The organism is Shinella curvata (genome assembly GCF_022899935.1).
GTDB classification, from domain to species: Bacteria; Pseudomonadota; Alphaproteobacteria; order Rhizobiales; family Rhizobiaceae; genus Shinella; species Shinella curvata.
In genome coordinates this window covers 73,230-96,494 of record NZ_JALJCJ010000005.1, presented here as the reverse complement: position 1 = coordinate 96,494, position 23,265 = coordinate 73,230, and the positions used below count along the sequence as shown (strand labels likewise).

The following is a 23,265-nucleotide window of genomic DNA, read 5'->3' as shown; positions in this document are numbered from 1 at the left end:
GAGGAAACATGCCTAAAGCCCAGACATCCGTCCTGATCTCCGGCGCGGCCTCCGGGATCGGGCGGGCAACCGCGATTTATCTGGCCAAAGACGGCGTCGCGCTCACCCTGTTCGATCGCAACGTGTCGGCGATGGCGGAGGTGGCAAGCGCCTGCCAGAACCGGGGAGCGTCGGTCATTGCGGTGGCTGGTGACGCGTCCGTGAACAGCGATGTCGGAGGTGCGGTCGGCCGGGCTGTCGAAGGACACGGCTTTCTCTCCGGTGTTGTCGCCGCAGCCGGCGTCGCACGGAAAGGCGACGTCACGACGCTGACCGACGAGACTTGGGAGATCACGCTGGCTGTGAACCTGACAGGTCCCTTCCTGCTGGCGCGGCATGCGGTTCCGCACCTGTTGCACAATCCGTCCTCCGCCTTTGTCGCGGTCAGTTCGGACTCCGGCGTGCGTGGTTCACGCGGTTATGCCGCCTACAGCGCATCAAAGCATGGTGTGGTCGGTCTGATCCGTTGCATGGCGCTCGATCATGGCCCCCAAGGCCTGCGCAGCAACGTCGTCTGCCCGAGCTTTGTCGACACGCCGATGGCCGACGGTCTCCTGAAGGAAGGCGGCGGCTACGATCGTGCCTTCTACGAGCGGCGCGTACCACTCGGCCGTTTCGCACGGCCGGATGAAGTGGCCGATGCCATTGGCCACCTGCTGTCGCCGCAGGCAAGTTATGCCAACGGCATGGTCTATATGCTGGATGGCGGCACGACGGCGGGAACGTTTGGCTGAGATGGCCCAGCAGATGGGGACAAAGGCTCCATCGACGATTGCAATCCAAGGCTGACATTGACTTCGATGAAGTATTTGATCAATTCCATCATTCAAATGAATTTGTCAGGTTGTGCGCGATGTCCAATTCCGTTTTCGAAGTCCCGACGCCCGATCATGTGGGGAAGACGCTGCGTGAGCTTAGGCGTTCGCGGCGCATCACCATCCAGCAACTTGCCGAGGGGCTGAACCGTTCAACCGGCTATGTCAGCCAGCTCGAACGCGGTCTGTCGCAGCCGACACTGAAGGATCTCTACGCGGCCTGTACGATCTTCGGCGTGCCGATGAGCTGGTTCGTCGATCTGGAAGAGAAGCAGCCGGACGCCGAGCGCGAAAAGGATATCGTCGTTCGCAGCGGCCAACGCCGCTTCATGCTGCATCGGGGTGCGCGAACGGAACTCCTGACGCCGCAGCTCGATTCCGATGTCGAATTCATGATGTCGACCTTCGAGCCCGGCCTGGAAACGGAACCCAAGAACGTGCCGACGTCGGGCGCCGAATACGGTTACATCCTCAAGGGGCGTCTGGAACTCTGGGTGGACGAAGAAAAGTTCGAGCTCGTCGAGGGCGACAGCTACCGCTTCAATCGCTCGTCGACCTATCGCTCCCACAATCCCTCGAAGACCGAACCGACCATCATCATCTGGGTCGGTGTTTACAAGTAGATCACGACAGACGGGCACGCATGGCATCTTCCCTTATCGATCCCACGGCGTTTTCGGGCAAGGTTGCCTTCGTTTCAGGCGCCGCTTCGGGTATCGGCGCTGCGACCGCCCACAGACTGGCCGATCTCGGTGCAAAGCTCGTTCTCGCGGATCGGGACAAGGTACGGCTGGACGCCTTCGCCAATACGCTCGCATCCGAGACCGTGCTGGCGGTCGAAGTCGACGTCACGGTGATTGCCAGCGTAGAAGAGGCAATCAGGCGTGGTGTCGACAATTTCGGTGGCCTCGATCTCGCCGTCAATTCCGCCGGCATCGACCTGCCGCGCTGCGAGACGGCGTCTTATCCGTCTGAGCAATGGGACAGGATCATTGCGGTCAACCTGACCGGCGTGTTCAACGCGGTGCGACATCAGGTTCCGGCCATGCTGGCGAGGGGCGGCGGTTCCATCGTCAATGTCTCGTCCATCATGGGGTTTCGTGGCTTTGCCGGCCAGCCGGCCTATACCGCGGCCAAACACGGCGTCATCGGCCTTACCAAGGCGGCAGCCCTCGACCATGCCGGGCAAGGCATCCGCATCAACGCCGTTGCGCCGGGTTTCATCGACACGCCTCTGCTCGGTCATCTGAGCGACGAAAAGCGCAATGCCGCAGCCGCACTACACCCGATGCAGCGGGTTGGTCAGGCCGATGAGATCACCAATGTCATCCTGTTCCTGCTCTCGGATGCGGCGTCCTTCGTGACAGGCGCGTGCCTTGAGGCTGACGGAGGATATCTGGCGAAGTGAAATGTCACCCGTGTGACCGGCTGGATCAGCGTCGATACCGAAAGCTCAGAGCTATCGAAATCTGCGTCACTCGGCGGGGTTGATGAACAGTGCGAACAGGCCCCTTTCCTGAATTTCTTGGCTATCTGCCGCTACTTGGGGCATACCCGTAGCGCTTCTTGAAAGCGTTAGAAAAGTACTGGCTTGAATTGAATCCGCAACTCAAGGCGATTTCCGTGACGCTGGTATTGTGCGGTTCCTGGAGGAGACGCGAGGCCTGTTCCAGGCGCAGATGCTGGAGATACTGGCGTGGCGCCATATTCGTGAGTTTCTTGCAGTAGTCGGCAAAGCGCGTGCGCGAGAGCCCACACTCTTCGGCCATGCCCTCAAGCGACCAATCCTCTTCGAGCGCATGGGCGAGCCGTCGCAGGAAGATCGCGACGGTGTGCTGCGAGGTCGATAGGTCGGGGTCGAGCGTCGGCGCCTGTTCGCCCATCCGGTCGACAAGGCTGAGCATCATGGCATTGATCGCCACCTTCAGGCGCGTTTCGCCGTCCTGTGGGCTACGGTCGAGCAGGATGGAAGGGATCGCCTCGAAGGCGCGGCAGAGCTCGGCGCCACCATCCCAGACCGGCTGATTGTTCTGTGTCAGGATTTCGCCAAGCCGTTCGGCCTCGTCCCGCGAGAGGACAAGCCAGTCCGGCCATTCGGGCCTTTCGCTCGGCCGGCGAAGGCCCGCATCGAGAATGATCCACAGAAGCCGGCTTGGGCCAACATTCGGATTGCCGATGGCGTGCAGCTGCCACGGACGGATAACGATGAACTGGCCCTGCTTGAGCGCATAGGTTCGATCGTCCACCACCAGATCCAGGCTGCCACGCGCCAGATAGGCGATCTTGAAGCCTTCGTTGCAGTGCCGGCCGAGTCCCCAGGATTGGCTATGGCGCGCATCCCAGAAGCCGACGGTGCGGATGCCCGGCAGGCGTTCGCCGAGCGAAATGCCGGGATAGCTTCCGCGTGTCCAGGCGTGAAGCTCGACCTCGCCCTGACGGGCGGCGGCCTGCAGCTCCTTGCAATTGTCGGCGTACATGACCGAGTCGGGTTGGCGGAAGACCGAGGGCCGGTAATCGGCCGGAGATATGACGGCATGTCTGTTCAATTTGCGCCTCCCAACACAAAATGACTTAAGAAATTTACCACTGTTGTTGTCCGCAAGAATTGCCGAGTCAAGCCTGCCATTGTGCTTTCGTCGCGGACGGCCGAGGGAGACGGGCTGGCGCGGCGAAGAGGAGGACATCAGTGAAAGTCGCATTCAACCTGCTCGTCATCGGCGCAGACATCGGCCTGCAGCATGCGCGCCAGCTCGAAAGGCTGAAGGCGCTCGGCTATGACGCGGTGGAAATTCCCGTGTTTTCCGGCAGCGAGCAGCACTACGTGGCACTCGGCCGGTTGCTCGGCGATATTGGTCTGGTAGCCGGTGCCGCCGCTGTCGCCACGTCGGAGGCCAATCCGGTCAGCCCAGATGCATCCGTGCGGGCAAAGGCACGTGACCATCATCGCTGGATCGTTGATTGCACCGCGGCGATGGGTGGCGAGATCATTGCAGGCCCGCTCCATTCGCCCGTCGGCGTTTTCACCGGCTTCGGGCCGACGCCCGAGGAATTCGATCGCTGTGTCGAAGCGATGCGCGCAATGGCCGAGTATGCCACCCCCGCCGGCATTCGCATTTCGGCCGAGGCCGTCAACCGTTTCGAATGCTACATGATGTCGACCATCGCGCAGGCATCGGCGATCCACCGCGCCGTCAATCACCCCAACTATGGCTATATGTTCGACACGTTCCATGCGAATATCGAGGAAAAGGACCCGCCGGCGACCTACGAGCGCTATCACGGCGAGATCAACCATTTCCATGTCTCCGAAAACGACCGTGGCGTGCCCGGTTCCGGCCATGTGCCGTTCGCGGCGCATTTCGACGCGCTGCGCCGCTGCGGTTATGACGGCTGGCTGACGGTCGAATCTTTCGGTCGCGCGCTGCCGGAGCTTGCCGGTGCGACGCGCGTCTGGCGCGACCTGTTCGACGATCTCGATGGCCTGTTTGCCGACAGCATCGCCTTCATCCGCCGGGAATGGGCGGCGGCGGGAGAGCGGCTGGCATGACGGTCGTTCCTGCACTCAGCATGACCGGCATCAGCAAGGCCTTTCCGGGTGTGCGTGCGCTCGATGGCGTCGATTTCGAGTGCCTGCCGGGTGAGGTTCACGCGATCTGCGGCGAAAACGGCGCCGGGAAATCCACGCTGATGAAAATCCTCGGTGGCAGTTACAGGCCGGATGCCGGTGCCATTCATCTCGCCGGAAAGGCGATGCAGTTCACACATCCGCGGCAGGCAGCGGAGGCCGGCATCGCGATCATTCACCAGGAGCTGAGCCTTCTGCCGCACCGGACCGTCGCGGACAACATCTTCATGGGGCACGAGATCGCCCGGCGTGGTCTCCTGGACAAGGCGGCGATGCGCGAGAGGGCGGCTGAACTTCTTCGCCGCATCGGCGCGCGGATTGATCCGCAGGCGCTGGTTTCCTCGCTCTCCATCGCGTTTCAGCAACTCGTCGAGATTGCCAAGGCACTCCTCCTCGATACGCGCATCCTCGTCATGGACGAACCCACCGCCGCCCTCGACGAACGCGACAGCCGGACTCTGCTCAATCTGGTCGACAGCCTTCGCGGCGACGGTGTCTCGATCGTCTATATCTCACATCGTATGCCGGAGGTCACGGCGATTGCCGACCGCATCACCATCCTCAAGGACGGGCGGAAGATCTGGACGCGGCCGCGTGACGCTGCGCCGATCAGCGAGATCGTGCGCGCCATGGTCGGCCGCGATCTCAAGGACTTCTATCCGGCTGCGCCGGCCTCCATGCCGCGTGAGGTTCTCCTGTCTATCAAGGGCGGGACGAATGGCGCTCTGCGCGACGTGACCTTCGATGTACGGGCAGGCGAGATCATCGGTGTCGCGGGGCTGGAGGATTCCGGTAAGGGCGCGCTGGCGCAGGCGCTGGTCGGGGATGCTCCTTTCACGAGCGGCACGGTCGCGTTGCGGGGCCAGCCGATCGCGCTTCGCACGCCGCGGCAGGCCACGGCCGCAGGCATCGGTTATCTACCGGGCGACCGAAAGCGCGAAGGGCTGGCGCTTCGTCAGTCCGTGCGCGACAACGCGCTCCTGACGCTGCGGTCCATGGTCGGCCTTTTGACGCGTCCGCAAAGGGGTGCTCTTGCGGATGGCGTCATCGACGAGAGGCTGCGCGCGATGGATGTGCGCGCTGCGGATTTCGGCCAGGAGATCGGCACGCTCTCCGGTGGCAACCAGCAGAAGGCCATCATCGTGCGTTGGCTGGCCCAGGCGTCGGACATTCTCGTCTTCGTCGAGCCGACGCGCGGCATCGACATCGCGGCCAAGGCGGCCATCTACGAGACGATGCGCGTTTTCGCCGATTCCGGCCGGTGCATTGTCGTCGTCTCCTCCGATATGCCGGAACTGATCGGCATCGCCGATCGCGTACTGGTCATGCACCAGGGCCGCATATCCGGCGATGTACCGCGCGGCGCGAGCGAGGAGGAGATCATGCATCTTGCGCTCGGCCTTGCGGATGCGCCATCGGAGGAGACCGGCGCATGACGGCGGACATTGTGAAGCCGAAGCCCGGCGTGCCCGTGGCCGTGTTGCTTGCGGGACTTTCCATCGGGTTTTTCGTCGTCGTGGCGCTCGCGACCGGGGAGACTGCGCAACTGAGCGGGCAGGGCGTTACCGGCCTGCTCCAGCGCATGGTCGCGCTCGGGCTTGTAGCGATTGGCCAGACTTTCGTGATCCTCGTCGGTTCGATCGATCTTTCCGTCGCCGCGCTGATCAGCGCCGTCGCCGTTCTCGCTTCGCATGTCATGCAGGGCGATCCGGCCATGATGCTGCCAGCGATCCTTGTGTGTCTCGGCCTTTGCGTCGCGGTGGGCTTCGTCAATGGCGCTCTGGTCGCCTATGGCGGTATCAATCCGCTGATCGCGACGCTCGGCACCGGGCTCATCATCCAGGGCGTGCTTGCCGCCTCGTTCGGTGCGCTCCAGGGTTCCGTGGCGCGAGAGTTTCAGATCATCGCCTATGGCGGCGTGCTGGGTGTGCCTTACTCGCTGCTGCTTCTCGCCACACTGTCGCTCTGCGCCGCTTTCGTGCTCGACCGAACGCTGTTCGGCGCGCGTATCTACGCGGTGGGCGGCAATCCCGACGGAGCGCGACTTGCCGGTATCCGCACGGAGCGGGTCATCCTCTCGGCCCATATGGTCGCGAGCCTCTTTGCCGGCGCTGCAGGACTCTATCTCGCCGCCCGGCTGCAATCCGGCACACCATGGATCGGCCGCGACGGTATCTACGATCTCGAATCCATCGCCGTCACCGTCATCGGCGGCACGATCCTTGCCGGCGGCAAGGGCGGCGTTGCGGGCACGCTTGCCGGTGTTCTGCTCTTTGCCAGCCTCGATGCGGGTTTCAACATGCTTGGCATCGACGCCTTCCTGAAACAGGTGCTGCGCGGAACCATCGTGATCGCCGCCGTCGCCGTCCATGCCGTTCGCGCAAAGGGGCATGTCGCATGACGACCGTTCCGCAAACCTCTCCGTCACGACACCGACCGGCGCGCATTGCCGTCAATGCCGGCCTCGTGATCTTCATCGCGCTCTATGCCGCCATCGCCTTTCTTCAGCCGAACTATCTGGAGCCGGGCCTGTTCATGAACTTCCTGCGGCGGGCGGCGCCGCTCGTCATTCTCGCCTGCGGACAGCTCTATGTCATCCTGACGGGCGGCTTCGATCTTTCAATGGGGGCGGTCGCGACGCTCGTGGTGCTGGCGGCATCGATCCTCATCAACGGCGATCCCGACGCTACCTGGGCGGTTATCGGCGCTCTCTATACCATGGGCATCGCCGTTGGCCTGGTAAACGGCCTGGTCATCACCTTTCTCAAGGTGCCCTCGATCATCACCACGCTTGGCACCATGCTGCTCGTCAACGGCCTGGCGCTTGCCTGGTCGGGTGGTGCGGCGCGCGGTGACCTGCCGGATAATTTCCGCAATCTCGGACGGCTCGTCTGGCGCGATGTGCCCTTGATCGGCACGTTGCCGCTCGCGGCTCTGGTTCTCGCCGCTTTCGTGGCGCTCGCCTGGTTCGGCCTGAGCGGCACGGTCTACGGCAAGCGAGCGCTTGCCGTCGGTGACAATCCACGCGCGGCCGAACTTGCCGGAACGCCTGTCGCGGCGACACGCATTCTCGCTTTTGTGGTTTCGGCTGTCTCGGCCGTGACGGCCGGCATCCTGCTCGGCGGCTTTTCCGGCGTTTCCGTGAATGCTGGCGAGGGGCTGGAACTGCAGGCGATTGCCGCCTGTGTCATCGGCGGAGCGCAACTTCTTGGCGGGCGTGGTTCCATCTGGAGTGCGGTCTTCGGGGCCCTCAGCCTCTTCGCGCTCTTCACCTTGCTCAATCTCCTGGGCCTGCCGCAGGCGCTGCGAGACAGCATTCAGGGCCTGATCCTGATCGCCGCCGTCGGCGCCACCGTGTGGCGCACCCGCCGGCGGACCTGACCCGACATTCATATCAACCGCCGGCGCGGCCGGCATTCTGGAGGAGGAAGACATGACATTGAGGACACTATTGGCGACGACGGTGGCGCTCACATTCGCCGGTCAGGCGCTGGCGCAGGATTTCAACGATCCGGCCGAATTCAAGAAGCAGCGCGAGCAGCTGTCCATGACGCCGCAAGGGCCGGAAGGCCAGCCCTGGGCACAGCATCTCGGTGACGGTATGGTCGAGACGGCGAAGTACAAGAAGGACGGCCAGGTCACGCTCTGCTTCTCGAATGCCGGTGTGTTCAACCCATGGCGCGTGGTTGGTCTCAACAATCTCAATGCCGAGGCGGAACTGCACAAGGATCGCCTCAAGGAGCTGATCGTCGTCGATGCCGAGGGCAAGGACGACAAGCAGATTTCCGACATCGAGGCCCTGGTCAGCGGCGGCAAGTGCGATGCGCTTATCGTCTCGCCCAACACGACGGCGGCGCTGACGCCGGCCGTGGAGGCAGCCTGCGCCAAGCTTCCGGTCATCGTCTTCGACCGCGGGGTCAACACCAGCTGCCCCGTGACCTATATCCATCCGGTCGGCGGCTACGGCTTCGGCATCACCTCCGGTGAATTCATCGCCAGCAAGCTGAAGAAGGGCGACAATGTTCTCGCGCTGCGCATCATGCCCGGCGTCGACGTTTTGGAAACCCGCTATTCGGCGGCCAAGAACATCTTCGACGAGGCCGGCATCAACGTGGTCGGATCGGAATTCACCGGCAGCGACCGGGCGAAGACCAAGTCCGTCGTCGAGGACTATATCAACCGCGGCGAGAAGATCGATGCCGTGTGGATGGATGCCGGCGATACGGCCACCGCCGCACTTGAGGCTTTCGAGGATGCCGGGCTGCCCTATCCGGTGATCAGCGGCGAGGACCAGCAGGACTTCCTGCGCAAATGGCAGTCTGAAAAGCTGACCGCGATCGGCCCGTCCTATCCGACCTACCAGTGGCGCACCGCCGTCATTGCCGCCCTCGACGTGCTCGACGGCAAGCAGGTTCCCGGCCCGGAATGGGTCCTGCCGCAGCCTGCAATCACCGAAGACGTGCTCGCCAAATACATCGACGAGCGCATGCCGCCGCTGCATTACAGCCTTTGCGGTTGTCAGGAACTGCCGGGATATCCCGAGCGCTGGGGCGGAAAGTAACCAACCGCCTCGCCTCGGAGGACCGAGCTCCCTTCGAGGCGAGGCGAAGCATTTCGGCAATGTTATTTCTCCTGGTTGCCGATCGTGATTTGAAAGCCTGCCGCTCCTTCTGCGGCAGGCTTTTTGTTTGCATCTTCTATTCCGCCGATGAACTGAGGGGCATGTGGACTTCGCGTGCCTTTTCAACCTGCCTTGCCATAATGCACATCGGCTCGAACAGAATGGTCGCGCCGAAGATTGACGTCATTCCGGTGCGGTCGGTCGAGCCACCGTTCCCGGGGATGTCAAAAATGGACGCAGACATTTCGGATTCGGTTGGATAACGCTTTCCACGAACAAATGACGATGCATCGTTGCCTGACGGTCGGATCGAGCGGCGTGGCGCGGAACTGTGCGCTTCGTATCGGAAGCAGAGGCCCGTTGCGTTGGGCGGGTCTGGCAACGCGCAGGACGAATACGGGCAAGGCGTCGGCTGTTCGCGTGGTTGGTGTATTTTCAACACACGACGCAATTCTTTTGCGCGCGGCCCACGCTGAGTACAACCATGGTTTGATCTCTTTCCTGTTTTTGAGGAAAGGTTCGTCCGGAATGATGTGATTTTTCGATGGCACACGCCGTCGCTGGGGGCTGTAAAATGCGGGCATGGGGTACTGGGACCTGGGGAGGCCTCGGCGCTGTCTTCGAGCGTGGCTGTGAAATTATCGTTCGCGTGTGGTTTCTTGCGCTCGCGGTGATGTCCTTGACATCGGCGTCCCGCCCTCAATCGCTCATGTCGGCCGCGCAAACCCCTTCTGCCGGCGGCCTCAAGGCGCCGAGATTGACATCGGCAAGGTGGCTCGGGCTCGTTCGCGCCCCCGTATTGGCAGGGCTGCTCTGGCTGGCCGGCGCCGCTGTCGCGCATGCTTGCACATGGAATGTGGCATTTACAGCCGTTGGTCAAACGCAGACGATCAATACCAGTTCCTGCGAGAATACCTGGAACGGCGACTACAGCAGTTTCTACAACACGTCGATGGACATCACGAACAACTACGGACTCGGCGCAGAAGATGAAACTGGCTTGATGGACGCCGAGACTGAGCCAGGTAGTAATGGCGGATTGTATGAATTCCAGTTCGACATCAATACCGCTCAGCTTCAGATAAAGCTGCTGACGGCACCGTCTTCGAGCACGGATACATATTCCGGCTACATGTTTACCGGCGCGAACGATGCCAATCCTCCGATCGCCAGCACGCCCGCGACGATCAACTTCACCTATTCCGTGACGCCGACCGTGACGTCGGTGTCTCCTGGCGCCGGTCCGACGGGCGGCGGCACGACGGTCGTTATCACGGGCACCGGGTTCTCGGGTGCCAATGCTACGGGGGCGGTCAAATTCGGCGCGACGAACGCGACCTATACGATCAACAGTGATACGCAGATCACGGCGACGTCTCCGGCCAATTCGGCAGGTACCTACGACATCACCGTGACCACGCCCGGCGGCACGAGCGCGACCAGCGCGGCTGACCAGTATACCTATGTTTCGGCACCGACGGTGACGTCTGTGTCTCCGACAGCTGGCCCGACGTGGGGTGGCACGTCGGTTACGATCACTGGAACCGGCTTTACGAACGCCACGGCAGTAACGTTCGGCAGCACAGCGGCGAGCGGGTTTACGGTCATCAGCGCGACCACGATCACGGCGACGGCGCCGGCCGGGACGGGTACGGTCGATATCCGCGTGACCACCGTGGGCGGCACGAGTGCGACCAGCGCGGCCGACCAGTACACCTATGTTTCGGCACCGACGGTGTCGTCCGTGTCTCCGACGGCAGGTCCGACGGGGGGCGGCACGACAGTGATCATCACGGGCACGGGTTTCGCGGCTGCGAATCCAACCGGAGCGGTGAAATTCGGCGCGACGAACGCGACCTATACGATCAACAGCAACACGCAGATCACGGCGACGTCGCCGGCCAACTCGGCGGGCACCTACGACATTACCGTGACCACCGTGGGCGGTACAAGCGCGACCACCGCGGGCGATCAGTTCACCTATGTTCCGGCCCCGACGGTGACGTCTGTGTCTCCGACGGCCGGCCCGACGGCGGGCGGCATGTCCGTTACGATCACGGGCACCAATCTTTCGGGTGCCACGGGCGTAACGTTCGGCGGCACGGCGGCGAGTTGGTTTACGGTTCTCAACGGGACCACCATCACGGCGACATCGCCGGCCGGGGCGGTGGGTACAGTGGACATCCGCGTTACCACTATCGGTGGAACGAGCGCGGTCAGCGCAGCTGATCAATATACTTATGTGGCGGCGCCGACGGTGACGTCCGTGTCTCCGACGGCCGGGCCGACGGCGGGCGGCACGTCGGTCGTCATCACGGGCACCGGCTTCTCGAGCGCCACGTCGGTAACGTTCGGCGGCACGGCGGCGACCGGGTTTACGGTCAACAGCGCAACCCAGATCACGGCGACGGCGCCGGCCGGGACGGGTACGGTCGATATCCGCGTGACCACCATCGGTGGAACAAGCGCGACCAGCGCGGCTGACCAGTTCACCTATGTTCCGGCACCGACGGTGACGTCTGTATCTCCGACGGCCGGCCCGACGGCGGGCACCACGTCGGTCGTCATCACGGGAACCGGCCTTTCAGGTGCGACGGCGGTAACCTTCGGCGGTACCGCGGCGACCGGGTTTACGGTCAACAGCGCCACCCAGATCACGGCGACCGCGCCGGCCGGTGCGGCGGGCACGGTAGACATCCGTGTTACCACCATCGGTGGAACGAGCGCGACCAGCGTAGCCGACCAGTTCACCTATGTCGCGGCGCCGGTGGCCACGAGCTTCACCTATGGGGCAATCGTCCCCTACAATGACGGCGCTAACACCAGTGTATCGTTCGATCTGTCGAGCCATGCGGCCAACAACCCGACCGGCTATGCTGTCGGCTCCGCAACAACGGCCCAGGGCGGCTCGGTCAGCGTCGACAACAGCGGTCAGGTGACCTATACGCCGCCGACCTTTTACCGCAACGCCAATGACAGCTTCTCTTTCACGGCGTCCAATGTGGGTGGCACGTCGAGCCCTGCCATCGTCACCCTGACGATCGGCAATCCGACGATTTCGGTATCGCTGCCGTCGGCCACAGCCACCGTCGGCACGGCCTACAACACCGGCGGCGCTGAAGTGACGCTCTCGGGCGGCAAAGCACCGTACACGGTCAACAGCATGAGTGGCCTGCCCGCCGGCATGGCCAGCAGCGGCGCCGTTCTGGACGGTACGCCGACTGTCGACGGAACCTTCACCGTCAACATCTACGTCACCGACAATTCGACGGGCGCTGGCCCCTACACCGCCAACGTCACGGCGACCCTGACGGTCGTCTTGCCGCCGCCACCGGTGGTGACGGGTTTTGCCGCCCCGGCGGTGGCCTACAACGCGGGCTCCGCGTCGGCCACGACGTTCAGCCTGGCGGCGCAGGCCACCGGCAATCCGACCGACTATGCCGTGGGGTCGGCGACTTCAGCCAATGGCGGCTCGGTCAGCATCGACAGCGCCGGACTGGTCACCTACACGCCGCCGGTCGGCTTCCGCGGCAATGACAGCTTCACCTTCACGGCCATCAATCAGGGCGGGGCGTCGAGCGCCGCCACCGTCACGGTACCGGTGAACGATCCGGTTTTCTCGGTCACGTTGCCGGCCTCCACCGGCACGGTCGGCGACGCCTATAACAGTGGCGGGGCGACCGTCAGCGTCAATGGTGGCGCCGGTCCCTATTCCAACTTCTCGGCAAGTGGCCTGCCTGCCGGCCTGTCGATCAGCAGCTCGGGCGTCATCTCCGGCACGCCGACGACGGCGGGCAATGCAACGGTGGTGATCACCGCCACCGACAGCTCTTCGGGTCTCGGCGCGTTTACCGGCACGGCCTCGGTCGCTCTCGGCATTGCTGCCCCGACCATCACCATCAACCCCGCGACGCTTTCGAATGCCGCCATCGGCGTCTCCTATAGCGCGACCCTGAGCAATACCGGCGGGCTCGCTCCGGTGAGCTTCGCGATCACGGCCGGCGCGCTTCCCCCCGGCCTCACACTGGATACAACGGGCTCCATCTCGGGTGTGTCGACGGGGGGCGGAACCTATAATTTCACCGTCACGGCTACCGACGGCGCGACGACGTCGGGTCCCTATACGGGCTCGAGAACCTATGCGTTGGCCGTCGACGCGGCGACAATCGCACTGTCGCCGGCTGCGGGCGCTCTGCCCACCGGCACGACGGGCATTGCTTACAGCCAGACCGTCACGGCCGCCGGCGGGATAGCGCCCTACAGCTATGCTCTCACCGCCGGTACGCTTCCTGATGGCCTCACTCTGGCCATGAGCGGCACCCTGTCAGGCACACCGACGACCAGCGGCACGTTCAGCTTCACGGTGACCGGTACGGACAGTTCGACCGGGGCAGGTCCTTACACGAACGCAAACGCTTATACCCTGACGATCGGTAATCCGACGCTTTCACTTTCGCCTGCTGCAGGGGCACTGCCGGCCGGCACCGCCGGTACGGTCTACAACCAGACCTTTACCGCTTCGAACGGCACGGCACCCTACAGCTATGCCGTGACCAGCGGCGCGCTGCCGAACGGGCTGGCGCTGAGCACGGCCGGCGTGGTCTCCGGAACTCCCGATGCCGACGGGGCCTACAGCTTCGATGTCACGGCGACCGATGCGCATGGCGCCACGATCACTGCAAGCTACAGCCTGGCCGTCGGCGTTCAGGCGCCGATCGCCAATGCGGTGGCGCTGACGGTTGCCGCCAATGCTTCGGCCAAGGCGGTGACGCTCAACATCACCGGTGGCGCGGCGGCATCCGTTGCCGTCGCGACGGCCGCCTCGCACGGCACGGCGACGGCATCCGGCAACAAGATCACCTACAAGCCGGTCGCCGGCTATTCCGGCACGGACAGCTTCACCTATACGGCCACCAATGCGACCGGCACGTCGTCGCCGGCAACCGTGACGGTGACCGTGACGGCGCCGACGCTTGTGCTGTCGCCGGCCGCCGGTGCGCTGCCGGCCGGTACGGTCGGCACGGCCTACAGCAAGACCTTCTCGGCCACCAAGGGCACGGCACCCTACAGCTATGCCGTGACCAGCGGCGCGCTGCCGAACGGGCTGGCGCTGAGCACGGCCGGCGTGGTCTCCGGAACTCCCGATGCCGACGGGGCCTACAGCTTCGATGTCACGGCGACCGATGCCTTTGGCGCCACGATCACCGCAAACTACAGTCTGGCTGTCGGCGTTCAGGCGCCGGTCGCCAATGCGGTCGCGCTGACGGTTGCTGCCAATGCGTCGGCCAAGGCGGTGACGCTCAACATCACCGGTGGCGCGGCGACATCGGTTGCCGTCGCGACGGCCGCCTCGCACGGCACGGCGACGGCATCCGGCAACAAGATCACCTACAAGCCTGTCGCCGGCTATTCCGGCACGGACAGCTTCACCTATACGGCCACCAATGCGACCGGCACGTCGTCGCCGGCAACCGTGACGGTGACCGTGACGGCGCCGACGCTTGTGCTGTCGCCGGCCGCCGGTGCGCTGCCGGCCGGTACGGTCGGCACGGCCTACAGCAAGACCTTCTCGGCCACCAAGGGCACGGCACCCTACAGCTATGCCGTCACGACGGGATCGCTGCCCGCCGGCCTCACGCTGGACGGCGCGACCGGCAAGCTCAATGGCAAGCCGACGGCGGCGGGCAGCTTCGACTTTGCCCTCACCGCGACCGACACCTATGGTGCCACCGGGACGGCAAGCTACAGCCTCGTCGTCGGCGGAGAGGCGCCGATCGCCAATGCGGTGGCGCTGACGGTTGCCGCCAATGCGTCGGCCAAGGCGGTGACGCTCAACATCACCGGCGGAACGGCGACATCGGTTGCCGTCGCGACGGCGGCCGCGCACGGTACCACGACTGCTTCGAAGAAGGCGATCACCTACAAACCCGTCGCCGGCTATTCCGGTCTGGACACGTTCACCTATACGGCCACCAATGCGGCCGGCACATCCTCGCCGGCAACCGTCACCGTCACCGTGACGCCCCCGAAGCTCGCCCTGTCGCCGGCCGCCGGTGCGCTGCCGCGCGGCACGGTCGGCAAGGCGTATCGCCGCGTGCTGACCGCCTCCAAGGGCACGGCGCCCTACAGCTATGCGGTCACGGCGGGAGCGTTGCCGACGGGCCTCGTGCTCGATGGCACGGCCGGCACGATTGGCGGGACACCGACGACGGCGGGCAGCTTCGGCTTCACGGTCACCGCGACCGATGCCTATGGCGCGACGGGATCTGCCGCATACGAGATGGTGGTCAAGGTGCCGGTGGTGGTCTTCGCCTTCACGCCGCCGGCGGGCAGCCTCGGCAAGACGATGGCAGGTGAGGACTATAGCCAGCAGATCAAGGCGACCGGTGGCGCGGCGCCGCTGCTCTACAGCCTTGCCTCCGGCAAACTGCCGAAGGGCATGGTGCTGAATGTCTCGACGGGAGAACTGACCGGACCGCTCGATGCGGCAAGCAAGGGCAACTATAGCTTCAAGATCGCCGTGCGCGACAACAACGGTGCGACCGGCTCGGCGACCTACTCGCTCAGTGTTACCGCGCGTCAGGTCACGGCGTCGAACCACGTGGTCAACGTGCCGGCAGGTGGATCGCCTGCCGATGTCTACCTGAACGGCGGTGCGACCGGTGGGCCGTTCACCGCGGCCGAAGCGACTTTCGTCGAGCCTGCCAATGCCGGCACGGCGAGCATCATCCGCGGGCAGGTGGCGCAGGCCGGCCCGGTGAGCGAACCTGTCGGCTGGTATCTGCAGTTCAGCCCGAACCCCGCCTTCTCCGGTGCGGCGAAGGTCGGATACCGCCTGTCAAGTGAACTCGGCACCTCCAATACCGGGACGGTCACGTACAATCTGCAACACGACGCCCAGCAGGTCGCCGAGGATATCGACGCCCTGGTGCGGGGCTTCGTGGAGACGCGTCAGGGCCTGATCGCAAACGGCATCTACGTGCCGGGTCTTCAGGAGCGGCGGCAGATGGAACAGGCGACGGATACGGTGACGGCCCGCATGACGCCCTCGGAAGACGGCATGACGGCAAGCTTCTCCACCAGTCTTGCGCAGATGGATGCGGCCCGCGACCGTGCCGACGGTATCGAAGGGGCGGCTTCCTCCGCCTTCAACGCTTGGATCGACGGCGCGTTCCTGGCGCACAAACGCGACCAGAACGACGGCAGGTGGGGCAGCTTCGCCATGCTCAATCTCGGTGCCGACTATCTGATTTCGGAGAAGGCGCTGGTCGGTCTGTCCTTCCATCTCGACCGGATGACCGATCCGAGCGATGCGGATGCGGAGCTGACCGGCAACGGCTGGCTCGCCGGTCCCTATGCCTCGCTGGAGATCGGCAAGGGCGTGTTCTGGGATACGAGCCTGCTCTACGGCGGCTCGGCCAACGACATCGACACTGCCTTCTGGGACGGTTCGTTCGACACGCAGCGCTGGATGATCGATACGGCCATCAAGGGCGAATGGCAGATCGGTGAGGCGACGGTGCTGACGCCGAAGCTCCGGGCGATCTACTTCAACGAAAAGGTCGATGACTACACGGTGCACAACGGCGATGGCGACGAACTGGATATCGAAGGCTTCGACGCCGAACAGTTCCGGGTGAGCCTCGGTGCGGAGATCGCACGGTCCTTCACGCTCGAGAGCGGTGCGACGGTGACGCCGAAGCTGGGTGTGACGGCGGGTTATGCCGGCATCGACGGCTCCGGCTTCTATGGATCGGTCACCGCCGGTATCGCCATGCAGACCTCGGACTTCTGGATGCTCGAGGCAAGCCTCCTGCTCAACCTCGAAGGTGACGGCCAGAAATCCGTCGGTGCAACCGTCAGGGCCGGAAAACAGTTCTGAGTAGGGACTGCGTCCAAAAACACAAGACCGGTATCGACGCGGAAACGCGACGGTTCCGGTCTTGTCACTTCCGCACTTGCTCCCGCAGGGTCCATTGTCGAAGCCTTCAAGGAGAATGATCCCGTCACAAGACACCAGAGCGGGTCGGCGGCCGATCAATCCTAGCGGTTGTCGCTGCTCGGAAGCGGCGGCAGGACCGCGAGACGGCGCCCGAGAGGGAGGGCGTCGAGCAGGATCGACACGCCCGCACCGTCGTGCCGGCTGAAGGCCACGCCGATCTTGGTGAAGACGTCCTTGCCGCCCTCCCGTTCACGAATGGCAAAGACGTCAAAATCGGGTTTTCGTCCCTCGGACATGGTCGTTCTCCTTTGGTCGGGTTGCAGGTCATGCAGTCGTCATCGGTTCGTCAGGAATCGCGGAAGGCGCGGCTGAAATAGTCGGTGAGCGGTTTCATCACATAACTCACGGGCGAACGGCTTTCCGTCGTGATGAAGGCCTCGACCGGCATGCCGGAGACGAGCACGTTCTCGCCAAGTCGGCCGATTTCGGTTTGCGCAAGCGCGATCTCCGCAAAATAATAGAGACCCTGGCTGCGCTCATCGATGAAGGCGTCCGCCGAAATCTCCGAAACCTTGCCGAAGATGACCGGTGTCGTGCGCCGGTGGAAAGCAACGAAGCGCAGGGCGGCATCCTGACCGAGGTGAACCTGGTCGATGTCGGCGGCGTCGACACGCACGGTCACGGTCTGCGGCAGGATATCCGGCACGATGAACATGAGGGCCTGACCCGGCTGCACCACCGAGCGCAAGCCCTCGACCTTGAGGTCGTGCACGATGCCGCCGATGGGCGCGCGAACTTCCAGTGTCGCCAGTTTCCGCAGGACGGCGCGGCGGCTCTCCAGGAGCCGGATGCGCGATTGGCCGAGCCCGTTCAGCTTGTCGGCATTCGCCTTGCGTTCGCCTTGCAGCTTGGCGTTCAGCTGCACCTCGAGCTCGACGATCTCTCCCTTGAGCTCGGCGACCTTGGCGGCCGAGACGCCGATTTCGCCCTGTGTGTTGATGACGTTGTTCTTGGCGGTGTTGAGGTCCGCGACAAGGCCGACCTTCCGGCTGAAGAGCCGCTCCGAAAGGCCGAGCTGTGAATTGAACACATCGAGCTTGCCTTTGCGCGACAGCAGCAACGCCTCCTCTCCGGCGATCTGCTCCCGGATTTGGGCGATCTGTTCGCCAAGCAGCCGCTCCTCGGTCCGGATGGACGTGTAGTGGGCGTCGAGTTGAAGCTGCTGTCTCTCGATGAGCCGGCGATAATAGGGGTTCGTTTCGGACGCCTGCAGCAGGAGGGGATCCGGCGACAGCTCGGTCGCCCCGGTGATCGCGGCCTCCAGCCGTGCCTCGTTTGCGAAGATCTCGTAAAGTTCGCCCTCGATGACGGAAAGGTCGGAGCGCAGCAGGTCTTCGTCGAGCTTGACCAGGACCTCTCCGGCGGCAACCTTGTCGCCATTGTGCCGGTAGACTTCGGCCACCACGCCGCCGATCGGGTGTTCAACCGCCGTGCGCGTCGTCGATGCCTGGACCTGGCCCTTGGCGATCACGGCGCCGGATATGCTGAAGCTGGTGCCCCAGCCGAACACGACGCCAATGAGGGCGATGGCCGCTGCGAGGCCGATACTGAGCGGCTGCCAGATCATCCAGGTTCGCCTTGGCATTGTGTCCACCTCCGTTTGCGGCGTTGAGGGGCGGGATCCTCAGATCTTGTGCTTGCTGTCGAGTTTCACCACGTTGCCGGTCTTTCCGGCTTTCGGCGCGCCGTCCTCGGTCACTTCCTTCAACTGCCCGTTGGCGACGCTGAACCGCCGCTTCGACTGAAAGGCCTGCAATCCCTTCCGGCTGAAGATGATCATGATGCCGCCGCTGCCGAGGAAATCCGTCACGAATGCCTTGAACCGGCCCGGAAGGCCTTCGCGCAGCACCTGATCCGGCTCGTCGATGACAAGCATTCTCGGTTTCCGGTAGAGCGCGCGGGCAAAGGCAATCATGTGCCGCTCGCTCTTGGAAAAGGAGCTGCCCGCCGCGTCGATCATGGTCTTGTAGCCGTCCGGCAGGCTCATGATCAGGTCGTGGACCGCCGCAAGCCGGGCGGCATCGACAAGCGCCTCCGGATCGGGCGCTACATCGAAGCCTGCGATATTGTCCTCGATGGTGCCGGGCAGGAAGGATACGGTCTGCGGCACGTAGCCGATGGCCGCGCGGGCCTGGTCGAGCGAGAGCCGTTCGATCTGGATACCACCGATGAGGATGGTTCCATTGCTGCGTTCCAAGCGGCCGAGTATCGCTTCGGCGAGCACGCTCTTGCCGCTGCCGGAGCGGCCCGTGATTTCGACGGAGGTACCGGGCCCTATGTCGAGGTTGATGCTGCGCAGGATCTGCTGGCGGCTCATCGGCGAGCGGACATAGAGGTTCGTCAAGGCGATGCTCGCGGGCAGGTCGCCGTCGCCTGCATTGGACAGCCGCGTCTCGCGCTGGCCGAGGCTCGCATCCAGCCGCTTCCAGTCGGCCATGCTCTCCCGCAGCCGGGGCATTTCGCCGAGAAAACGCTCGAATGGGAAGACCACGCGGACAGCCAGATAGTTGGTCGCGACCATGGCACCGATCGACAGGTCACCCTTGATGGCGAAGTAGGCGCCCCCCGCCAGGAGGCTGTATTGCAGCAGCATCGCCAGATGCTTCGAGCCGATTTCGAACCAGGCGTCCCAGTCCTTCAGCTCGATCGCCCGATCGCGGGAATCCTTGCGCGCGGCTTGCCAGCGGTCGATGAAGGCGGACGTCATTTCATGCGCCCGGATGACGCTTCTAGACCCGCCGATCTGGTCCTTCAGCGTGCCGATGGCGTCGCTCGCCTGGGTCGCGCGCAGATCATATTCCTTGATGAAGTGCTGGCGCAGAACGGCGATGGCGAAGATCACCAGAAGTCCACCGACGACGATCCAGCCAAGGGCGGCATGCAGGATGAAAATCGGCACCAGGAAGATGGGCGACCAGAGAAAGTCGAGGATCGCAATGAGTGAGCCGGAATGAAAGAACGAACGCAACCGGTCGAGCTCGTTGAGCTCCTGCGCAGGCTTTGTGCCCGCGGACGTGAAATAGGCGTTGCGATTGCGTACCTGGAAAATCCCGGCTTCCACCGCCTCCTGGAACTGTGCGCCGAACCGGGCCATGATCCGCCTGCGGGAATAGTCGATGAGTGCCATCAAGACCAGAAGTGCCGCGACAAGCACGAAGAGGGCGATGAGCGTTTCCTCGGCGCGGGAGGTCAGAACGCGATCATAGACAAGGATCATGAAGAGCGGCCCTGTCAGGCGCAGGACGTTGTAGAAGAAACTGAAGGCAAGGGAGAACAGGAAGATGTAACGAACCCTGTGCAACGCCTGACGCAGTATCGTACGGCTTGGAGCAGTGGACATGATCTGACCCGCGGGAAGCATGGCCGCAAGCACAAGGCTTGCCGGCCACGAACCCGATCCTTCTTCGCCAATGCGGCCGTCCGGGGCGAAGGCCGTGCGCCCAGGCCCCGTTGGCCTGCCTACTTCTTCTTCACCTGATTGATGTTGAAGGAGATGATGACCCGGTCGGCATTGCGGCCGGGCGCCGTCGCCATGTTGGAATCGACGCCATGGTAGAGCCAGCTCGGGAAGAACAGCATCCTGCCCGCCACCGGCTTGTAGTTGACCTTGGTCCAGCAGTTGCGCGGCCGTTTCCGCTTCGGCAGGTATTTCGGCTGGTTCATCAGAAGCGCGGTGCGCGGGTCGACGAATTCGATATCGCCCGAGGCTTCCGGCGTCTGCACATAGTAGACCCCGCTCCAGATCGCTCCGGGATGAACATGCATGCGGTTGCCATTGCCGGGCGGGTTGATGATCGACCACATCGTGGTGACGCTCAATTCATGATCGCGGGCATAGCCGAGTTCATCGGAAATATGTCCGCCGACCTCGTGGATATGGGAAAGGATGGCGCTGTAGTCCTTGGATTTGTGCAGGTTCGTGTTGCTGTGCCAGCTTCCCAGCTCGGCGGTATTCGACTTCGTGACGCCGAGTTTGTCGGCCTCGCGCTCCCGGTAAATGAGGTCGATCAGTTGCGCATTGAGCCCGTCGGGATCGGGAAGATCGAACTGATAGACCATTGTCGGAAAGTAGTCGGTTCGGCTGATGTTCACCATTTCGTTCATCGTCATCGTCCTTACGCACAATTCGGTGGGTGCCGCTTGCCGTGATCCGCCGGTCTGTCCCGGTGGCCGCAGGCGGCTCGCTCGCCGCGCATCGGCTGTCGGTCGGCCTATCTTTCATACGCGCAAGAATCGTCGGCTTCGTGCGACGTTTGTGTGATGCAGATTAGAAAATCATCATTTAGATTTCCCGGTCGGATGGCTGCCGGTTTTCCAGTGGCCAGACGGATTTGGCGCATTTTTCCCTATGCAGGATCGCGCTGCGTCCTGCGAGAGATGCACTGGGGATCGGATCGGCTCATGGGCCTGTTTTGCCAAAAAATGCGTGCGTGCGGCGTAGCGGGCCTGGTTTTGGGTGCCGGCCTGTGTCCGGCCGCCGCCGGCGGTACGCCGCCCTATGACAGCACGGCCGACACCGTTTTCGACATCATTGAGGCCGACGATCCGAGCAGCTTCCGGTGCCTGACCGATATCGGTCGCGGCGCCCGCCAGATCTGGGACAAGCGGGTGGATGGCGAGCCGGTCGTCGAGGCGTTTCTCTTCACGGCGGACTATTCCGACGGGGCGTCGATAGAGATCGCCGTCAATCCGGAATTCGCGGCGGCCGACAAGGCACGGGCGGAAGCGATGCGCTACGCCGTCCCCCTCGGGCGACTGCCCCCACTGCTGCGCGAAGGCATCGGCCGGTTCAGCGTTCACGGCGGAGATGAGGGGTTCCATGCGGGAACGGGGCAGATCGTGGTCTATGCGGAGCGGGCGACGCGCCGGATCGCGCAGGCGCATCTGGAGGAGTCGCTCTTCCACGAGGCCGTCCACGCGACGCTTGACGACGATCACAGGCTTGCACCCGCCTGGCAGGAAGCCCAGCGTCGTGACGGCGGTTTTCTGACAGCCTATGCACAGGCCACGCCGGACCGCGAGGATCTGGCGGAGACAGCGCTGTTCGCCTTCGCCCTTCTGCGTTATCCCGAACGGTTTCCTCCCGTCGATACGCAGACGGTACGCCAGGTCGTGCCGAACCGGCTCGCCTACATTGCGCGATTGTTCCCGAGGGAGCAGCCTTTGACATCCGAAGAACAGGATACCCGCCCGTGCCCGGGCGATCATTCCTGATGCCCATGGGAGGGCGGGGACTTCGAACATGATCGTCGTGGATGAGAGTTTCGACACAAAGACCTCGAACAATCTCGGCGAATGGCTCGATCTTCACGGTTTGAGCGAGCCCAGATGCTGTGCGCTGCTGCGTGCCGTCGAGGATGATCTCACGGAGAGCCTGCCCTCTTTGCCGATGGCGACTTGGCCGGGGCCGCTCGATCCGAATGGCGCATGGCAACGGGCGCTCGCCGCCATGCTCGATTATTTTCCTGACAGGGCGGACAGCATCGCGCGTGCCTACACGGCGACGCACAAGGTGCGGGCGGCCGGCGATATCCGCGCACCAAGGGCGATGACCGTCGCCGACGGCGGCGACGGCTTTCCGACTGTCTATTTCTCCTTTGATGGCGGTGCGGCAAGCCAGATGGCGATCGCGCACGAATTCGCCCATGCCTTGCAGGTCGTCGCCAGTGGCGGCGTCTTCACACCGCCGGTCACGCGCGAGATCTGCGCCTTTGTCGGAGAAGCCGCACTTCTGCAGTATCTGGAGGCCTTCAGCCACCCTGAATACATGGCCGTGGTGCTGGTCTGGCGACGGGACGAATATGTCTATTGCCATCACTATGCGGCCGCGTTGAAGCTCGCCTTGCACAAACCGACGGCCAAATACAGCTACGAATGGAACTACCCGATCGCGCGGCTTCTCGCGCGCGAAGCGAAGAAGAACCTGTCCCCCGACGAGGTCTGGCGGCTTTTTGAAGGTAAGGAGGATCTGGGCGGCCTGATGGCCGCACTTGGCTATTGACGAATATTCCGTTTAGCAGGATCGTCTAATCGGAAGAGATGGTCGGCTCCCTATCGGGCCGGTCGTCCGAGGGAGGAACAGGCCACCATGGTCTGGTGAGTCGGCGCCGTAAACAGGCGCTGCCCCACGTTTCCTCCCCAATGCGCATGTTGTGGATTGCCT

The 23,265-nt window shown here is 63.6% G+C and carries 16 protein-coding genes; 11 read left to right on the top strand and 5 right to left on the bottom strand.

From position 1 onward, the window contains the following. Window positions 1-8 precede the first annotated feature (8 nt). From MUU55_RS18525 to MUU55_RS18515, 3 genes are all read left to right on the top strand, one after another. Window positions 9-773: an SDR family NAD(P)-dependent oxidoreductase gene (locus MUU55_RS18525; protein WP_244762253.1), complete on the top strand. Its 765-nt coding sequence runs from the start codon at window positions 9-11 to the stop codon at window positions 771-773. A 119-nt stretch (window positions 774-892) separates the two neighbouring features. Beyond that, window positions 893-1,477 carry a helix-turn-helix domain-containing protein gene (locus tag MUU55_RS18520; RefSeq protein WP_244762252.1) on the top strand — a complete coding sequence of 195 codons (585 nt, stop codon included), beginning with the start codon at window positions 893-895 and terminating at the stop codon, window positions 1,475-1,477. Between the two features lie 20 nt (window positions 1,478-1,497). Continuing rightward, the gene (locus MUU55_RS18515; RefSeq protein ID WP_244762251.1) at window positions 1,498-2,262 is read left to right on the top strand and encodes an SDR family NAD(P)-dependent oxidoreductase; all 765 of its coding nucleotides are present in this window, start codon (window positions 1,498-1,500) and stop codon (window positions 2,260-2,262) included. Between the two features lie 121 nt (window positions 2,263-2,383). On the opposite strand, the gene MUU55_RS18510 is transcribed toward MUU55_RS18515, so the two are convergent. Further along, window positions 2,384-3,400: a helix-turn-helix domain-containing protein gene (locus MUU55_RS18510; RefSeq protein ID WP_244762250.1), complete on the bottom strand. Its 1,017-nt coding sequence runs from the start codon at window positions 3,398-3,400 to the stop codon at window positions 2,384-2,386. A 140-nt stretch (window positions 3,401-3,540) separates the two neighbouring features. On the opposite strand from MUU55_RS18510, the gene MUU55_RS18505 reads away from it, so the two are divergent. The 6 genes from MUU55_RS18505 (at window position 3,541) to MUU55_RS18480 (ending at window position 16,982) form a co-directional block, all read left to right on the top strand. Then, entirely contained in the window at window positions 3,541-4,401 is an 861-nt protein-coding gene (locus MUU55_RS18505; RefSeq protein WP_244762249.1) for a sugar phosphate isomerase/epimerase family protein, read from the top strand. Beyond that, entirely contained in the window at window positions 4,398-5,915 is a 1,518-nt protein-coding gene (locus MUU55_RS18500; protein ID WP_244762248.1) for a sugar ABC transporter ATP-binding protein, read from the top strand. The genes MUU55_RS18505 and MUU55_RS18500 overlap by 4 nt, the downstream gene beginning before the upstream one ends. Then, window positions 5,912-6,880 (top strand): ABC transporter permease, encoded by a 969-nt coding sequence (locus tag MUU55_RS18495; RefSeq protein ID WP_244762247.1) that lies wholly within the window; start codon window positions 5,912-5,914, stop codon window positions 6,878-6,880. Before MUU55_RS18500 ends, MUU55_RS18495 begins: the two co-directional genes overlap by 4 nt. Then, window positions 6,877-7,860, top strand: coding sequence for an ABC transporter permease (locus tag MUU55_RS18490; RefSeq protein WP_244762246.1), 984 nt, complete (start codon window positions 6,877-6,879; stop codon window positions 7,858-7,860). The genes MUU55_RS18495 and MUU55_RS18490 overlap by 4 nt, the downstream gene beginning before the upstream one ends. A 52-nt stretch (window positions 7,861-7,912) precedes the next feature. Next, complete coding sequence (locus MUU55_RS18485; RefSeq protein ID WP_244762245.1) at window positions 7,913-9,040, top strand: ABC transporter substrate-binding protein; 1,128 nt, start codon at window positions 7,913-7,915, stop codon at window positions 9,038-9,040. A 916-nt stretch (window positions 9,041-9,956) separates the two neighbouring features. Next, window positions 9,957-16,982: a putative Ig domain-containing protein gene (locus tag MUU55_RS18480; protein ID WP_244762244.1), complete on the top strand. Its 7,026-nt coding sequence runs from the start codon at window positions 9,957-9,959 to the stop codon at window positions 16,980-16,982. 161 nt (window positions 16,983-17,143) lie between these two features. Here the strand turns inward: MUU55_RS18480 and MUU55_RS18475 are convergent, their stop codons facing one another. The 4 genes from MUU55_RS18475 to MUU55_RS18460 all read right to left on the bottom strand — a co-directional run bounded on the left by MUU55_RS18475 (window position 17,144) and on the right by MUU55_RS18460 (window position 21,206). Beyond that, entirely contained in the window at window positions 17,144-17,338 is a 195-nt protein-coding gene (locus MUU55_RS18475) for a hypothetical protein (RefSeq protein WP_244762243.1), read from the bottom strand. 50 nt (window positions 17,339-17,388) lie between these two features. Then, window positions 17,389-18,669 (bottom strand): HlyD family type I secretion periplasmic adaptor subunit, encoded by a 1,281-nt coding sequence (locus tag MUU55_RS18470; RefSeq protein ID WP_244762242.1) that lies wholly within the window; start codon window positions 18,667-18,669, stop codon window positions 17,389-17,391. Window positions 18,670-18,726: 57 nt separating this feature from the next. After that, window positions 18,727-20,442, bottom strand: a complete 1,716-nt coding sequence (locus tag MUU55_RS18465) for an ATP-binding cassette domain-containing protein (RefSeq protein ID WP_244762241.1) — start codon at window positions 20,440-20,442, stop codon at window positions 18,727-18,729. A gap of 119 nt (window positions 20,443-20,561) precedes the next feature. After that, on the bottom strand, window positions 20,562-21,206 hold the full coding sequence (locus MUU55_RS18460; protein ID WP_244762240.1) for a TIGR02466 family protein: 645 nt from the start codon (window positions 21,204-21,206) through the stop codon (window positions 20,562-20,564). A gap of 195 nt (window positions 21,207-21,401) precedes the next feature. Here MUU55_RS18460 and MUU55_RS18455 point away from each other — a divergent pair, with 195 nt between their 5' ends. Both MUU55_RS18455 and MUU55_RS18450 read left to right on the top strand, forming a co-directional pair. Next, a complete protein-coding gene (locus tag MUU55_RS18455) occupies window positions 21,402-22,316 on the top strand; it encodes a hypothetical protein (protein WP_244762239.1) in 915 nt (304 codons plus the stop codon). Between the two features lie 28 nt (window positions 22,317-22,344). Then, window positions 22,345-23,103 (top strand): hypothetical protein, encoded by a 759-nt coding sequence (locus MUU55_RS18450; protein WP_244762238.1) that lies wholly within the window; start codon window positions 22,345-22,347, stop codon window positions 23,101-23,103. Window positions 23,104-23,265: the final 162 nt, after the last annotated feature.

Coding starts and splice junctions, on each gene's coding strand:
- MUU55_RS18525 (WP_244762253.1), top strand. CDS start 9: ATGCCTAAAGCCCAGACATCCGTCCTGATCTCCGGCGCGGCCTCCGGG.
- MUU55_RS18520 (WP_244762252.1), top strand. CDS start 893: ATGTCCAATTCCGTTTTCGAAGTCCCGACGCCCGATCATGTGGGGAAG.
- MUU55_RS18515 (WP_244762251.1), top strand. CDS start 1,498: ATGGCATCTTCCCTTATCGATCCCACGGCGTTTTCGGGCAAGGTTGCC.
- MUU55_RS18500 (WP_244762248.1), top strand. CDS start 4,398: ATGACGGTCGTTCCTGCACTCAGCATGACCGGCATCAGCAAGGCCTTT.
- MUU55_RS18495 (WP_244762247.1), top strand. CDS start 5,912: ATGACGGCGGACATTGTGAAGCCGAAGCCCGGCGTGCCCGTGGCCGTG.
- MUU55_RS18490 (WP_244762246.1), top strand. CDS start 6,877: ATGACGACCGTTCCGCAAACCTCTCCGTCACGACACCGACCGGCGCGC.
- MUU55_RS18485 (WP_244762245.1), top strand. CDS start 7,913: ATGACATTGAGGACACTATTGGCGACGACGGTGGCGCTCACATTCGCC.
- MUU55_RS18475 (WP_244762243.1), bottom strand. CDS start 17,338: ATGTCCGAGGGACGAAAACCCGATTTTGACGTCTTTGCCATTCGTGAA.
- MUU55_RS18470 (WP_244762242.1), bottom strand. CDS start 18,669: ATGATCTGGCAGCCGCTCAGTATCGGCCTCGCAGCGGCCATCGCCCTC.
- MUU55_RS18465 (WP_244762241.1), bottom strand. CDS start 20,442: ATGTCCACTGCTCCAAGCCGTACGATACTGCGTCAGGCGTTGCACAGG.
- MUU55_RS18460 (WP_244762240.1), bottom strand. CDS start 21,206: ATGAACGAAATGGTGAACATCAGCCGAACCGACTACTTTCCGACAATG.
- MUU55_RS18455 (WP_244762239.1), top strand. CDS start 21,402: ATGGCTGCCGGTTTTCCAGTGGCCAGACGGATTTGGCGCATTTTTCCC.
- MUU55_RS18450 (WP_244762238.1), top strand. CDS start 22,345: ATGATCGTCGTGGATGAGAGTTTCGACACAAAGACCTCGAACAATCTC.